Genomic DNA, 15180 nt, shown 5'->3' on the forward strand with positions numbered 1-15180 from the left:
CGCGCCCTCGCCGGAATGTATTGTTTATTACATGTCGAATCAACAGCGCCGACCAGCCTCCGGGCCGGTCACGCATCCCGGCATGGCCCGGTAACTCGTCTGGAGGATTCCGTCATGAGGCGGCTCGTAGTACTCACCCTGTTGTCGGCCATCAGCGCATGCGCGCTCGCCGCGTCGGAACCCGCGGTAGAAGCGAAGAACGGTATGGTCGTGTCGTCGCAGCACTTCGCGTCGCAGATCGGCGTCGACATCCTGAAAGCGGGCGGCAACGCGGTGGATGCGGCCGTGGCGGTCGGCTACGCGCAAGCGGTGACCAATCCGTGCTGCGGCAACATCGGCGGCGGCGGCTTCATGACGCTGCACATGGCCGACGGCCGCGACCGCTTCATCAACTTTCGCGAGACGGCGCCGGCTGCCGCATCGGCGAACATGTACCTCGATGCGAACGGCAACGTGATTCCGGACGACAGCCTGTACGGCTATCGCGCGGTCGGCGTGCCGGGCACGGTCGCGGGCCTCGACCTCGCGCAGCGCAAGTACGGCAAGCTGACGCGCAAGCAGGTGATGGCGCCGGCGATCCGGCTCGCGCGCGACGGCTTCGTGCTGACCCGCGGCGACACGGACATCCTCGACACGACGATCGAGCGCTTCAAGAAGGATCCGGAAGCCGCGCGCATCTTCCTGCGCCCCGACGGCACGCCGCTGCAGCCGGGTGACCGCCTGGTGCAGAAGGACCTGGCGCGCACGCTCGAGCGCATCGCGGAGCAGGGCCCGGACGCGTTCTATCACGGCGAGATTCCGAAGATCGTCGAAGCGGCCGCGAAGCGCGGCGGCGGCCTGATCACGGCGGCGGATTTCGCGTCGTATCGCGCGCAGGACGTGACGCCGCTGACCTGCACGTACCGCGGCTACGAGTTCGTGTCGGCGCCGCCGCCGAGTTCGGGCGGCGTGACGATGTGCGAGACGCTGAACGTGCTCGAAGGCTATGACCTGCGCAAGATGGGCTACCAGTCGGCTGCGGTGGTCCACTACATGACCGAGGCGATGCGTCACTCGTACGAAGACCGCAACACGCTGCTCGGCGACCCGAACTTCATCGACAATCCGGTCGAGAAGCTGACGAGCAAGCAGTATGCGGCCGAGATCCGCAAGCAGATCAGCGGCGACATGGCGACGGCATCGGTCGACGTGCAGCCGGGTGTCGGCGTGCACGAGAAGCCGGAGACGACCCACTACTCGATCATCGACCACGACGGCAATGCGGTGTCGACGACGTATACGGTCAACGGCCGCTTCGGCGCCGTGGTGATCGCGCCGGGCACGGGCTTCTTCCTGAATGACGAGATGGACGACTTCACGGTCAAGGTCGGCGCGCAGAACCTGTTCGGCCTCGTACAGGGCACGCGCAACTCGATCGCACCGGGCAAGCGCCCGCTGTCGTCGATGGCGCCCACGATCGTGAAGAAGGACGGCAAGGTCTTCATGGTGGTCGGTTCGCCGGGCGGGTCGCGCATCATCACGATCACGCTGCAGACCGTGCTGAACGTGATCGACTACGGGATGACGCCGCAGGATGCGGTCGGTGCGCCGCGCGTTCACCATCAGTGGCTGCCTGACACGGTCTATTACGAAACGCGCGGCCTGTCGCCCGACACGCTGTCGATCCTGCGCAACATGGGCTACAAGATGGTCGAGCAGACGCCGTGGGGCGCCGCCGAGCTGATCATGGTCGGCCTGCCCGGCACCGAGGCGGTCAGCCACCAGAGTTCCGGCAACGACTCGTCGGTGTCCGGCAACGTGCGCGTCGGCTACATCTACGGCGTCAATGATCCGCGCCGGCCGGCCGGTGCGGCGATCGGGTACTGACCTGACCGGGCTGGATTCGATCGCATCCCGCTGAACGGTTGCCCGGCGTTCGCCATCGTGCGAATGCCGGGGCAGCGGCAGCGCGTCCGTTCGCGGACTCCACCAGTATCGAGCGTGGCGGGGCACCCGGAATGCCGGGTGCCAGCGGCCCGCAGTGCGCCCCGTGGCACGGCATCGGCGCGCGCATGTTCTTCATCCTGCACCGTGCATCGAGCTCCGTTATGAACAAACGAATGTCTGCGGCCGTCTGGATCCTGCTCGCGATGGCGGCCGGTATCCTGATCGGCTATCTGATCTACACGCAGTTTCCGGACAAGCAGTCGGCCACCGAGATCGCCGGCTACATCTCGCTCGTCTCCGACGTGTTCCTGCGCCTGATCAAGATGGTGATCGGGCCGCTGGTGTTCTCGACGCTCGTCGTCGGCATCGCGCACATGGGCGACGCGTCGTCGGTCGGCCGCGTGTTCGTGAAGGCGCTCGGCTGGTTCGTCACCGCGTCGCTGATCTCGCTGCTGCTCGGGCTGCTGATGGCGAACCTGCTGCGTCCCGGCGAGAACCTCGGCTTGCCGTTGCCGGACATCGGCGCGTCCGCGCATCTCGCGACGTCCAAGTTCACGCTGAAGGATTTCGTCAGCCACATGGTGCCGAAGTCGTTCGCGGAGGCGATGGCGAACAACGAGATCCTGCAGATCGTCGTGTTCTCGATGTTCTTCGGCGTCGCGCTGGCGGCGCTCGGCGACCGCGGCAAGATCCTCGTCGCCGCGATCGACCAGCTCGCGCACGTGATGCTGAAGATCACCGGCTACGTGATGAAGCTCGCGCCGCTCGCGGTGCTGGCGGCAATGGCGTCGACCGTCGCGATCAACGGACTGTCGATCCTGCTGAAGTTCGCGGTGTTCATGGGCGACTTCTATGTGAGCCTGTTCCTGCTGTGGGGCACGCTCGTGCTCGCCGGCCTGCTGTTCCTCGGCCGGCGCGTATTCAAGCTGCTCGCGCTGATCAAGGAGGCGTTCATGCTGTCGTTCGCGACCGCGAGTTCCGAAGCCGCGTATCCGAAGATCCTCGACGCGCTCGACCGGTTCGGCGTACGGCGCAAGATCTCGAGCTTCGTGATGCCGATGGGCTATTCGTTCAACCTCGACGGCTCGATGATGTACTGCACGTTCGCGTCGCTGTTCATCGCGCAGGCGTACAACATCCACCTGTCGATCGGCACGCAGATCACGATGCTGCTGGTCCTGATGCTGACCTCGAAGGGAATGGCCGGTGTGCCGCGCGCATCGCTCGTCGTGATCGCGGCGACGCTGCACCAGTTCGACATCCCGGAAGCGGGGCTGCTGCTGATCCTCGGCGTCGACACGTTCCTCGACATGGGGCGCTCGGCCACCAATGCGGTCGGCAACTCGATCGCGAGCGCGGTGGTCGCGAAGTGGGAAGGCGAGCTGATGTCGGAGTCCGAAGCGCGCGCGCATGCTGCGCATCTCGACGCGGAACTGGAACGGCAGAACGGCGATCCGGCTTATGGCGCCGGTCGCGCGACGTCCGTTTAAGCGGCACGCGCGTCGTCGATGCACGCCGCCAGCACCATCGCGGCGGCATTGGCCGGCGCCGAGCCGAGCAGTTGCGGCGCGTAGACGCTGTCGCCGGGCGCGATCGGCCGCCCCGACAGCGCGCAGACGCCGCGCTTGCGCGTCGTGAACAGCCGCCACTTCTGATAGCCGTAGTGGCCGGTGCACGCGTCGCACCACGAAATCATCACGGTGTCGGCGGTGGGCCGCTCGAGCACGCTGATCGTCGGCCGGCTCGTCGCGTCCCACGACGGCAGGCGATCGCGCGTGATGCTGCGCCGTCGCGGCGCGCTCCATGAAACGGACGGCATGTCAAAGCTGCCGATCGCGGCGACGGTCCTGAGCCAGGCGACTGCACGGTTGCTCATCATTGCTTTCCTCGAAACGTTACGCGATGCCGCGACACGCGGCATCACGACAGGCGGATGCGCGGCTGCACGCAGCCGTTGATTCGTTCGGCGATCCACAGCAGCGTCGCCTTGGAAAATCCGTGCAGCGCCTGCTGGTGGCGCCGGTACAGCATCAGGTGGCTGAACTGCGCGAAGCGCCCCTGGATGAAGCCGCCACGGAAGAACCCGAATTGCCCGAGCGTGCCGAACGCGTCGTAGTCGCTGATCGACACGAGCGCGCCGAAGTCGTGGAACGCGAACGGCGGCAGCGGCTTGCCGTCGAGCCACGCGGGCAAGTGCTTCGCGAGATGCTCGGCCTGCTGGGTCGCGACCTGCGCGGTGGGCGGCAGCGGCCGCTCGTGACCGTCGGGCTGCAGGCTCGCGCAATCGCCGATCGCGAACACGTGCTCGTCGGCCGTGGCCTGCAACGTGGGCCCGATCAGGATCTGGTTCGCGCGGTTGGTGTCGAGCCCGCCCAGCGACTGCATGAAGTCGGGCGCCTTCACGCCAGCCGCCCACACCATCAGATCCGCTTCGGAGAACGAACCGTCGCCGTAGTGGAAACCGTTCGCATCGGCCGCCGTGACGCGCGTCGACGTCAGCACACGAAAGCCGATTTGCTCGAGCCGCCGCTGTGCCGACGCGGAAATCTTCGGCGGAAACGCGGCGAGGATGCGCGGGCCGCTTTCGAGCAGCGTGAGCTGCAGCCGCTCGCGTACGGTCGGATCGCCATACGCCTGCGCCACTTCGAGCAGCCGGCTCAGTTCGGCTGCGAGCTCCACGCCCGTCGCGCCCGCGCCGACGATCGCGACGCGAAACGGCTCGTCGCGCGCGATGCTGCGAAACACGCGCATCCGCAACGCTTCGTTGAAGGTTTCCGCCTGCTGCTGGCTGTCGATGAAGTAGCATTGCTCGCGCACGCCCGGTACGCCGAAGTCGTTGGCCTGGCTGCCGAGCGCGAGGATCAGCACGTCGTATTCGAGTTCGCGCGCGTCGATCACGCGTTCGCCATCCTGCGAGCGGATTTCGCCGAGCTGCACGCGGCGCCGCGCGCGATCGAGTCCCTTCAGTTCGCCCGGCTGGTACGTGTAGCCATGATCGCGCGCATGGGCGAGGAAGATCACCTGCTGTTGCTGCACGTCGCGGGTGCCGGCCGCGATGGTGTGCAGCATCGGCTTCCATACGTGGGTCGGGCTGCGGTCGACGACGGTCACCTGCGCGCGCCCGCTGCGGCCGAGACGCTCGCCGAGGTGGGTTGCAAGCTGCAGGCCGGCGATGCCGCCGCCGACGATCACGATGCGGGTAGGGGTTGTCATGGATAAATCATCACGTGATGAATAAGGTATGATCGTAGCGCTTCCCGGCTTCGCGTGTCAACGAAGCCGGGCACGCAGTCCGGGTGTCCGCGACGCGAAACCGGGGCCCGAACGCGGGCATTCGATTCATTCAACGGGAGCAGGAAAACGTGGCTGAAGGCACTGAGCGCGCGCCGGCGAAGCGGCGTACGCGCGGGCGGCCGCTGGCGGAGGCGTCGGTTGGACCGGACGTGATATTGCGGGCCGCGCGCCGCACGTTCGCGAAGCGCGGCTACGATGCGACGAGCGTGCGCGAGGTCGCGCGCGAGCTTGGCATCGACGCGGCGCTGATCGCCCATCATTTCGGCACGAAGGAAACGTTGTGGCTGGCTGTCGTCGAGCAGATCGTCGATCTGGCCGAGCCGATGTTCGACGCGTTGCGCGCACTGCGCACGTCGTCATTGCCGCATCGCGAGCGCGTGCGGCGCGCGATCGAGCTGTGCGTCGATCATGAATTCGCAGAGCCGGACATCGGCATGTTCTTCTCGACGGCGGCGACGGAGGAGGGCGGCCGGCTCGACCGGTTGCACGAGCGGATCGTGCGCCCGTATCACGACGCGATGTTTCCGCTGCTCGCGGATGCGGTCGACGCCGGCGAGATCTGCCCGGTCGACCCGAACGTGCTGTTCTTCATGATCGCGAGCGCAGTCGGCACCACGGTGTCATACAGCCATTTGATGCTGGAATTCACGTCGCTGCCTACGCGGCAGGATGCGTTTCGGCAGGCTGTGCTCGACGTCGCGCTGAACATGCTGCACGTTTGAGGGCAGCGCGCGGCGCGAAACCGGCCTGCGCGCACGCGTGGTCGACCTGTCGTCGTGGAGTGCTCAGACCGTGACTGTTACCAACCGTCAACATTAGAGAAACTGACAATCACGGGCACGGCGATCGCGATGATCGGCGACAGGTGGATCCGGTGACGCGGGAAGTCGGCGCGGCATCGCACATCGCGCCGGCCCCGGTCCGCGTGCGTCAAGCGCGATCCGGCGGCGTATCGCCGAGCCAGCGCCGCAAGCCGGGTCCGTTGCGCCTTCGGGATGGGGTAGCTTGTGCACGGATCGACGCGAGCGACGCGCAAGCGGCCTCACATTGCCGCATGCCACGCATGGCCTGACCAATTGCCGATTGCTCCCCGCGAAACATTGTTCTCCTTCGTCGTAAACGTCTCCAATGCGTGATTTTTGCGCTGCCCGATCCGGTTTAGAGTGGCCGCAAATCGATGACGATGTGTCGTATGGCCGCAGTCGCGGGCCGTACCGACGCACCAGAGGAGCTGGAGACAAATGGGTGAAGGCAGAATTACGCAAGTCGAATCGTTCGGTTTCGAGTGCATTCCCGACGCATCGCGCTATGCGCGTCCGATCGATCTGTTCCGGCTGCTGTTCGGCGGCTGCAATACGTTTTCTACGTCGGTGCTCGGCAGCTTTCCCGTGCTGGTCGGACTGTCGTTCAAGGCGGGCGTCGCCGCGATCGTGCTCGGCGTGCTGGCCGGCACCTGCATCCTTGCGCCGATGAGCCTGTTCGGCCCGCGCAACGGCACGAGCGATCCCGTGTCGTCCGGTGCGCATTTCGGCATTCACGGCCGGATCGTCGGCTCGTTCCTCGCGCTGCTCACGTCGATCGCATTCTTCTCGCTCGCGGTGTGGAGCTCGGGCGATGCGCTCGTCGGCGGCGCGCACGACATGGTCGGCGTACCGGTCAACGGCTTCACGCTCGGTGCCGCGTACATGGTGTTCGCACTGCTCGTGCTGATCGTCTGCATCTACGGCTTCCGATTCATGCTGTGGGTCAACAAGATCGCCGTGTGGGCCGCGAGCCTGCTGTTCGTCGCCGGCCTGTTCGCGTTCGCGGGGATGTTCGACATGAACTACGCAGGCACGCTGAACCAGGGCAGTGCGGGCTTCTGGGCCGCGTTCGTCGGCGCGGTCCTGGTCGCGTTGAGCAATCCGGTGTCGTTCGCGTCCACGCTCGGCGACTGGGCACGCTACATTCCGCAACAGACGCCGAGGCGGCGCGTGATGGGCGCGGTGTTCGCCGCACAGATCGCGACCTTCGTGCCGTTCTTCTTCGGCCTTGCAACCGCGACGATCATCGCGTCGAAGGCGCCCGCGTTCATCGCGTCGAACGACTACGTCGGCGGGCTGCTCGCGGTGTCGCCGCGCTGGTTCCTGCTGCCGATGTGCCTGATCGCGATCATCGGCGGGATGTCGACCGGCACGACCGCGCTGTACGGCACGGGCCTCGACGTGTCGAGCATGTTCCCGCGCTTTCTGAACCGTGTGCGCGCGACGCTGCTGATCGGCACGATCGCGATCGCATTCATCTTCGTCGGCCGCTTCTGGTTCAATCTCGTCGAAAGCGTCGCGACGTTCTCGACGCTGATCGACACGTTCAGTTGCCCGTGGATGGCGATCATGGTGATCGGCTATGTCACGCGCCGAGGCTTCTATCTGGCGGACGACCTGCAGGTGTTCAACCGCGGGCTGCGCGGCGGCCACTACTGGTTCACGCACGGCTGGAACCTGCGCGCGATGGGTGCATGGCTGCCGGCGGCGTTCATCGGGTTGTCGTTCGTGAACCTGCCGGGCCAGTTCGTCGGGCCGCTCGGCGATCTCGCGGGCGGTCTCGATCTCAGCGTGCCGGTGTCACTGGTGGTCGGCGGGCTGCTGTATTTCGTGCTGCTGATGCTGTATCCGGAGGCGGAAGGCGTGTACGGCCCGCGTGGACGTTTCCTCGCGCGCGGCGGCAAGCAGGCGGTGCGCGGTGTCGGCGCACCGGCGATCCAGCCGAAGGGGTATTGAAGCGCCGCGTCACGTTCGGTTTCGCACCGCTTCCGAAACCATTGTGCCGCCGCGCGGGAAAGCCGCCGGCGGCATGCACGTTTCCGGATGATTGATTAGTGATGCGTATGACGTTGCGGACCTGGTTGACCGCGTTGCCCGCCCCGGCCGGAAATGAAAACGCGCGCCATGCAGGCGCGCGTGTGTCGGCTGAGGTGCGGATCAGTGGAACGTGCTGCCTGCGAGCATCCCGCCGTCGACGATGAATTCCGAACCCGTGCAATACGCGGATTCGTCTGACGCGAGGAACAGCACGAGGCTCGCCACTTCGTCGGGTTTGCCGATGCGCGCGATCGGCAGCCCGCTGTAGATCGACGACGGGTCGAAATCCGCGTATTCCGGCGGGCGCGCCATCACGGTGTCGATGCCGCCCGGGTGGACCGAGTTCACGCGGATCCCGTAGCGACCGAATTCGAGTGCGGCCGCCTTCGTCATTCCGCGCACCGCGAACTTGCTCGACACGTACGCACTGCCGCCGGCCACGCCTTCCATCCCGGCCGTAGACGAAACGTTGACGATCGAGCCGCCGCCCGCATCCTTCAGCGCGGCCAATGCCGATTTCATGCCGAGCCAGCAGCCGACCTGGTTCACGTCGATCACCTTGCGGTACTCGTCGAGCGAACACGATTCGATCGGCACGAGCTTCAGGATCGCCGCGTTGTTGACGAGGATGTCCAGCCGACCGAACTGCGCGAGCGTCGCGCGGACGGCGGTGTGCCAGTCGTCCTCGCTCGTCACGTCGAGATGCTGGTAGCGTGCCGCATCGCCGAGTTCGGCCGCGACGCGCTGGCCCGCATCGTCTAGCACGTCGGCGATCACCACGCGTGCGCCTTCGGCGACGAACCGGCGCGCCTCCGCTTCGCCCTGGCCGCGGGCGCCGCCCGTGATCAGCGCCACTTTGCCTTCGAGTCGTTTCATCGTGTGTGCTCCTTTCAGTGAAGTGGGATGCGTGCGGGCGCGGCACCGCTTCGTGCGGGATGCGGCGCGCAATGAGCGACGGCCATGATGGCAACAAAGCCGGCGCGGCGTGCCGTCCAAACGGACTAGCCATGCGGTGCATGCGTCGCTGCTGATGTCGCTCGCGACGACGGACACCCGCACGTTGGCCTGATCCTGTCGGACGTTGTCCCGCGGGCCGCTGTCGCGCGGGGCCGCGCGGCCCGACACTGGCGCCTCGCGGTCGCGGCCGGCCCGACCTGCAAGGCGGCAGGCTGCCGCCGGGCCGCGTGCGGTGGCGCCGGCCGTGCCGGCCCGCCGTCCCGTTCGATGTGCCAACCTGGAGTAGAGAGCGACCCATGCAACATCCGACCATCCGTACCCTGGCCGGCGCGAGCGCGCCGACGTCGATCGACGCCGCCCGCACCGCGCTGCTGGTGATCGATTTCCAGAACGAATATTTCAGCGGCCGTCTGCCGATTCCGGAAGGATCGCGTGCGCTCGGCAATGCGCAGCGCGCGATCGCGTTCGCCGATCGTGCGGGCATCCCGGTGTTCCATATCCAGCACGTCGGCGCGGCCGACGGCCCGCTGTTCGCCGACGGTAGCGACGGCTTCCGGTTTCATGCGGACCTGCAGCCGGCGCCGCATCACACGGTCGTGAAGAAGACGTCGGTGAGCGTGTTCCCGACGACCGACATCGACGCGCGCCTGAAGGCGGCCGGCATCGACACGCTGATCGTCACCGGGCTGATGACGCATGCGTGTGTTGCCGGCGCGGCGCGCGATGCGGTGCCGCTCGGCTATGCGGTGATCGTCGTTGACGACGCGTGCGCGACGCGCGACCTCGACACTCCCGACGGCGGCACGCTGACGCACCGCGACCTTCATCGCGCGACGCTGGCCGCGCTGTCGGACACCTTCGGCGACGTGCTGACGACCGCGCAGGTGCTCGCGCTCGACGTCGCCTGATGCATGTGCGGCCCGCACGGCCGGCGCGTGAGCGGGGGCGCCGAGCCCGCGCGCTCGATGCGCTCAGTCCGCTCAGTCCGCCCAGCCCGGCGCCGCGTACACGACTTCGCCACGGAAGCACGTCTCGATCACGCGCGTTTGCGCGAACGTGCCGACCGGGTGCTCGAACGGATTGCGGTCGAGGATCGCGAGGCTCGCATCCTTGCCCGCTTCCAGCGAGCCGGTGCAATCATCGAAGCGCAGTGCATACGCGGTGTTCACCGTGTAGGCCTCGAGCATCGTGAGCAGGTCGAGGCGTTCGTGCGGATTCCACGGCGGGCTGTCGGGCTGGTCGATCAACCGGTGCGTGACGCCGGTCTGGATGATCTGCATCGGGTTCATCGTGCTGACCGACCAGTCGGAACCCGCCGCGAGCATCGCGCCGGCGTTGCGCAGGCTGCGGAACGGATAGTTGCGCGCGGTGCGTTCGGCGCCGAGCAGGTCGCGGTAGAGCTGTTGCTGTTCCTCGCGCGCGGCCGTCCACAGCGTCTGCACGCTGGCGATCGCGCCGAGCCGGTTGAAGCGGCCCATGTCGGCCGGATCGACGAGCTGCAGGTGCGCGAGCTGCGCGCGGCGGTCGCGCAGCCCGTTGCGGTGCTGGAGGTACTCCAGCGCGTCGAGCGTCATGCGCACCGCGCGATCGGCGAGCGTGTGGAAGTGCAGGTCGAAGCCGGCCGTATCGGCGAGCAGGCAGATTTCGTTCAGCGCTTCCTGGCTCCATAGCGCGAGGCCGCGGTCATCGGTGCCGGCGTACGGCTCGAGCAGCGCGGCGGTTTTTGATTCGGCCACGCCGTCGACGAAGATCTTCACCGTATGCAGGCGCAGGTTGTCGCGCTCGTATTCGCGTCGCCAAGCGACGAACCGTTCGATCTGCTCGCGCGGATCGCGGCGCGGGTTCGCGTAAAGGCCCGCGCTCATGTACGTCTTCAATTGGCCGGCGCGTTGCGCGCTGGCATAAGCCTCCAGCTGGTCCTCCTCGACGCGCGCGTCGAACCAGCCGGTGATCCCGTAGCCGTGCGCCATCGCATGCGCTTTCGCGAGCGACTTCGGATAGCCGGCCGGACTCAGTTGCGGAATGAGCGGACACACGCGGTAGAACGCCGCTTCGTGCACGACGCCGTTCGGCGCGCCCGACGCATCGCGTTCGTACATGCCGCCGGTCGGGTCGGGCGTGTCGGCCGCGATGCCGGCCGCTTCGAGCCCCTTCGTATTGAGGCAGCCGCTGTGTACGTCGAAGCCGACCACGAGCAGCGGCCGGTCGGGCACGATGCGGTCGAGCAACTCGCGGGTCGGATATGCGCCGAACGCGGCCAGGTCGGCGCCGCCGAGATAGACCCACGGTTCGTTCGGCGTCGCGTTGGCGCACGCGCGGATGCGCTGCAGGATCGTATCGGGATCGTTGATGCCGGAGAGGTCGAAATCGCCGAGGATCTGGTGGCCTTCGAGCGGATGCACGTGACCGTCGATCAGGCCCGGCAGCATCAGCCGGCCAGCCAGGTCGACCCGGCGTGTCGCGGGGCCGGCGAGGGACCGGATGTCGTCGTCGCGGCCGACGGCGAGGATCTTGCCGTCCTTCGTGGCGAGCGCCTGCGCGAAGCGGCGCTGCGCATCGCCGGTGTAGAGCAGGCCGTTCAGGTAGATGGTGTCTGCATACTGCATGTGGCTCCTCCGGATTTTGGGGAATCGACGGGCGCACGGATTCCCGGGACGCGCCGTGGGGCGCGTCCGGTGGTGTGGAACCGGTCGGGTTGGAATGGGTGACGGGCGCTACGGCCGCGTACGGTGCGGTACGTGGCGTCGGGTTCCGCGGTGGATACGCGTCGGCGGCGCGATGGGTGACGCGTGCGCGGCCGTGCGGGCCGGTGTCCATCCGTGAATCGGCATTCCGTGTCTCCGTGGATCCGACGCACCGCAGGCGTCGGGTGAGTCAGATACTAGGAGTGGGCCGGGCGGCTGTCTGTCCTTGTTTTAAGGACAAGTCGCGACAAAGAGGGAGAAGGCGGAGAAGGCCCGAAAGCCCGGACCTTGGGCGTTCGTTCCTGACGCCGACGCCTGTCGACTCGAGGAACTCGAACTCGGGACGGAACTGCGTAGCGCTAGGCACGCACGTGAAGGCGGCCGGTGCGCACCGTGATGCGATGTCGGGAGGTGCGCGCAATGCCGTCGGCAGCGTGCGCGAATGGCCTGGAATCACGCAAGCACGGACGTCGTTAAGAGGACGTGCGCGCCGCAGATCGCAGCGCATGTGTGGGCGGCGGCAATGGTCCGGGTCTGGTTCGGTGCAGGCAATGCCGAAATTTCCCGCTCGACACGTCGGCCCGCCGCGATGCGACGAACGGAACGGGGCCAACCAAACCCAACGAAACCAATAACTGCGGCTCAGCGCCGATCAACGGCCCACGCGGCCGACCGCCTATCGCCAGCCGCCGTCGACGTAGACCCACGCCGGCCCCTGGCGCCGCCAATAGCCGGGCACCCACCGACGCCCCGGGCGCCGTGCGACCCAGCGGCCGGACACCCATATATAGTGGCCGCGCTGCCACCGCCAGTAGCCGTCGGTCCAGACATAGCCGTGCGGCCGAGGCGGCGGCGGCCGGCGATCATGCCGCGGGGCTGGCGGCGCAAAACGGGGGCGATCGACATACGGCGGCCTGCCGGGCCTGGCGGGCGGACCGGGCGGACGGTACCCGGGCGGTGCGGGCTGGGCCGACGCGGTACGCAGCCAGCCGCTGGTGCCGGCCAATGCGACGGTCAGTCCGATGGCGCGCAACAACGAGCGTCGATTCATGGGGGTCCTCTAATATGTAATCGGGGTGTGGCTTACATTAGCCTGCCGGCCCCATCGGCGGGTTACCCGGGCCGTTAAGGCTGTTACCGCATGTCACGGCGGCTCTTGGCTCCGGGCGGCCCACACGGAACCGTCTACCGTGCGGCAGCCGCCGCCGACGACGCGGGGCCGCTACCGCCGCGACAGTGCGTTTACCCTGCGCTCGTCGCGTTTTAGGCGGGACGACCCAATATTTGAGATTGTTTCTGGTAAAAATTACCGTTTTTGACGGGTTCCACCGGTTCTAGTTGTTGTTTCTATGCAACCGTCAAGCCGGTGACATGAAAGAATGGTCGGATAAAAGGCTCCAAAAAGCCGCCGTCAAGAAGCCAAAAAAATTCGTTAAAACAAATACTTATGACGCGTCCCCATTTCTATTATTTCTAGTTCTGGAAAAGCTTATTTCTTTATTTGCGGATCGCGCCCCTAGGGTACACCCCTAAACTCACGGTTCCCAAACGGGCAACTATCCGGGCACAGCCAGCAGGACCGATGGCGTTTCCGGGCGGTTGCAGACCGTTTATGAACAAGGTCGCGAGACCTGCCTCTTTTTAGAAGGGAGCTCCACGAATGAACAAGACTCTGATCGTTGCAGCAGCTGCAGCATCGTTCGCTACCGTCGCTCACGCGCAAAGCAGCGTCACGCTGTACGGCGTGCTGGACGCAGGCATCACCTACACGAGCAACGTCCAGCCGGCACTCGGCCAAGCTGGCAAGTCGCGTTGGGCGATGGGTTCGGGCATTGACCAGAGCCGTTTCGGCCTGCGCGGTTCGGAAGACCTCGGTGGCGGCCTGAAGGCAATCTTCACGTTGGAAAGCGGCTTCAACATCGGTAACGGCAAGTTCGCGAACGGCAACGGCGGCATGTTCAACCGTCAAGCTTTCGTCGGCCTGTCGAGCCAGTACGGCACGGTCACGCTGGGTAAGCAGTACGACGCAACGCAAGACTACCTGGCGCCGCTGACGGCAACGGGCTCGTGGGGCGGCACGTACTTCGCGCACCCGCTGAACCTCGACCGTCTGAGCACGAACGGTGATGTCGCACAGAACAACACGATCAAGTTCACGAGCGCGAACTACGCTGGCCTGCAATTCGGCGGCACGTACTCGTTCTCGAACAACACGAACTTCGGCAACAACCGTGCGTACAGCGCGGGTGCTGCATACCAGTTCCAAGGTCTGAAGCTGGCTGCTGCATACTCGCAAGCGAACCTGGGTGACGGTACGAACGCAAACGGCGCAACGTCGTCGGCGATCGGCGGCATCGCTAACCAAGGCCGCGTCCGCACGTACGGCGCTGCTGCTGGCTACGCATTCGGCCCGGCACAAGTCGGCGCTGCATGGACGCAAGCACGTCTCGACAACAACGCAGTCGGTCTGGGCACGCTGCGCACCGACAACTACGAAGTCAACGCGAAGTACAACCTGACGCCGGCTCTCGGCTTGGGTGCTGCTTACACGTACACGAACGCGAAGATCAACAACGGCAGCACGCACTGGAACCAGTTCGGCCTGCAAGCTGACTACTCGCTGTCGAAGCGCACGGACGTCTACGCACAAGCTGTGTACCAGCGTGCAGCGAAGAACGGCATCGGCGCATCGATCTACAACGGCGACAGCTTCGCCAACAACCTGCCGAGCTCGTCGATCAACCAAACCGCAGCAACGGTTGGTCTGCGTCACCGCTTCTAAGCGTGACGGCTGGGTAACCAGTCTCGCAGTATCGAAAAAGGCGCCTTCGGGCGCCTTTTTTTTGCCCATCGGGGCAGCACCGAACGCTGTGACGAGGGGCGTATCGCCCGAATGCAAAAAAGCGAGGCTCAGAGCCTCGCTTTTCGTTTGATTGGAGTGCGCTGCCGCCCGGCAGCCGCGTCAGCGCGTGTATTCGCCGTTGGCTTCCGGCTGGAACACGATCGCCGCGACCTTCATCTGCTTTTCAACGCCGCTCGGCTGCAGCACCTTCACCAGTTGGCCGCGTTGCGTGCCGAGCAGTGCCATCCCCACCGGCGAGAACACGTTCAGGCGCCCGAGTTCGAGATTGGCGGCGTCCGGATAAACAATCGTCCAGGTGGCCTGTTCCTGGGAAGCTTCGTCGAGCAGCGTGATCTGCGAGTTCATCGTGACGACGTTCGCCTTGATGGCGTCGGACTGCACGATATCGGCGCGCTCGAGCAGCGCGTCGAGCATCGTCTGGAAGCGCGGATTGTGTTCGGCGTGCTTCTCGAGGCGAGCGACGTCGACTTCAGTCAACTGGTAAAGGCGTTGTTTCATGGCAGTTCTCCAAATGATCGGCATGGGGCAGGCAGGGCGTGCCTATGTGGATCGCCCGGAGCCTGTCTGACCTGGCTCCGGGAGGAGACCGTGCCGTCAGATCAGGCGCCGGGCAGGG

At 66.1% G+C, this 15180-nt stretch carries 12 protein-coding genes; 6 read left to right on the forward strand and 6 right to left on the reverse strand.

The window, feature by feature from the left end:
* Positions 1-114: 114 nt before the first annotated feature.
* Together ggt and C7H84_RS01890 are read left to right on the forward strand one after the other, a co-directional pair.
* Positions 115-1866 (forward strand): gamma-glutamyltransferase, encoded by a 1752-nt coding sequence (gene ggt, locus C7H84_RS01885; protein ID WP_121857146.1) that lies wholly within the window; start codon positions 115-117, stop codon positions 1864-1866.
* A 221-nt stretch (positions 1867-2087) separates the two neighbouring features.
* Positions 2088-3416, forward strand: a complete 1329-nt coding sequence (locus C7H84_RS01890) for a dicarboxylate/amino acid:cation symporter (protein WP_121857880.1) — start codon at positions 2088-2090, stop codon at positions 3414-3416.
* On the opposite strand, the gene C7H84_RS01895 is transcribed toward C7H84_RS01890, so the two are convergent.
* Together C7H84_RS01895 and C7H84_RS01900 are read right to left on the reverse strand one after the other, a co-directional pair.
* Complete coding sequence (locus tag C7H84_RS01895) at positions 3413-3802, reverse strand: DUF3331 domain-containing protein (protein WP_121857881.1); 390 nt, start codon at positions 3800-3802, stop codon at positions 3413-3415. The two genes, C7H84_RS01890 and C7H84_RS01895, sit on opposite strands and share 4 nt — an antisense overlap.
* A 44-nt stretch (positions 3803-3846) precedes the next feature.
* The gene (locus C7H84_RS01900; protein WP_121857147.1) at positions 3847-5139 is read right to left on the reverse strand and encodes an NAD(P)/FAD-dependent oxidoreductase; all 1293 of its coding nucleotides are present in this window, start codon (positions 5137-5139) and stop codon (positions 3847-3849) included.
* Between the two features lie 149 nt (positions 5140-5288).
* Between C7H84_RS01900 and C7H84_RS01905 the strand changes: the two genes are divergently transcribed.
* Both C7H84_RS01905 and C7H84_RS01915 read left to right on the forward strand, forming a co-directional pair.
* On the forward strand, positions 5289-5942 hold the full coding sequence (locus tag C7H84_RS01905) for a TetR family transcriptional regulator (protein ID WP_121857148.1): 654 nt from the start codon (positions 5289-5291) through the stop codon (positions 5940-5942).
* Positions 5943-6461: 519 nt separating this feature from the next.
* Positions 6462-7979, forward strand: coding sequence for a cytosine permease (locus C7H84_RS01915; RefSeq protein ID WP_121857150.1), 1518 nt, complete (start codon positions 6462-6464; stop codon positions 7977-7979).
* 201 nt (positions 7980-8180) lie between these two features.
* On the opposite strand, the gene C7H84_RS01920 is transcribed toward C7H84_RS01915, so the two are convergent.
* Positions 8181-8936 carry a glucose 1-dehydrogenase gene (locus C7H84_RS01920; RefSeq protein WP_121857151.1) on the reverse strand — a complete coding sequence of 252 codons (756 nt, stop codon included), beginning with the start codon at positions 8934-8936 and terminating at the stop codon, positions 8181-8183.
* Positions 8937-9313: 377 nt separating this feature from the next.
* Here C7H84_RS01920 and C7H84_RS01925 point away from each other — a divergent pair, with 377 nt between their 5' ends.
* On the forward strand, positions 9314-9925 hold the full coding sequence (locus C7H84_RS01925) for a cysteine hydrolase family protein (RefSeq protein ID WP_121857152.1): 612 nt from the start codon (positions 9314-9316) through the stop codon (positions 9923-9925).
* A 72-nt stretch (positions 9926-9997) separates the two neighbouring features.
* Here C7H84_RS01925 and C7H84_RS01930 read toward each other — a convergent pair whose 3' ends face one another.
* Together C7H84_RS01930 and C7H84_RS01935 are read right to left on the reverse strand one after the other, a co-directional pair.
* The gene (locus tag C7H84_RS01930; protein WP_121857153.1) at positions 9998-11623 is read right to left on the reverse strand and encodes an amidohydrolase; all 1626 of its coding nucleotides are present in this window, start codon (positions 11621-11623) and stop codon (positions 9998-10000) included.
* A gap of 754 nt (positions 11624-12377) precedes the next feature.
* Positions 12378-12752, reverse strand: a complete 375-nt coding sequence (locus tag C7H84_RS01935; protein ID WP_121857154.1) for a YXWGXW repeat-containing protein — start codon at positions 12750-12752, stop codon at positions 12378-12380.
* A gap of 609 nt (positions 12753-13361) precedes the next feature.
* Between C7H84_RS01935 and C7H84_RS01940 the strand changes: the two genes are divergently transcribed.
* Positions 13362-14483, forward strand: a complete 1122-nt coding sequence (locus tag C7H84_RS01940) for a porin (RefSeq protein ID WP_121857155.1) — start codon at positions 13362-13364, stop codon at positions 14481-14483.
* Positions 14484-14663: 180 nt separating this feature from the next.
* Here C7H84_RS01940 and C7H84_RS01945 read toward each other — a convergent pair whose 3' ends face one another.
* Entirely contained in the window at positions 14664-15062 is a 399-nt protein-coding gene (locus C7H84_RS01945; RefSeq protein WP_121857156.1) for a GreA/GreB family elongation factor, read from the reverse strand.
* Positions 15063-15180: the final 118 nt, after the last annotated feature.

Source organism: Burkholderia sp. Nafp2/4-1b, from assembly GCF_003635165.1.
Lineage (GTDB): Bacteria > Pseudomonadota > Gammaproteobacteria > Burkholderiales > Burkholderiaceae > Burkholderia.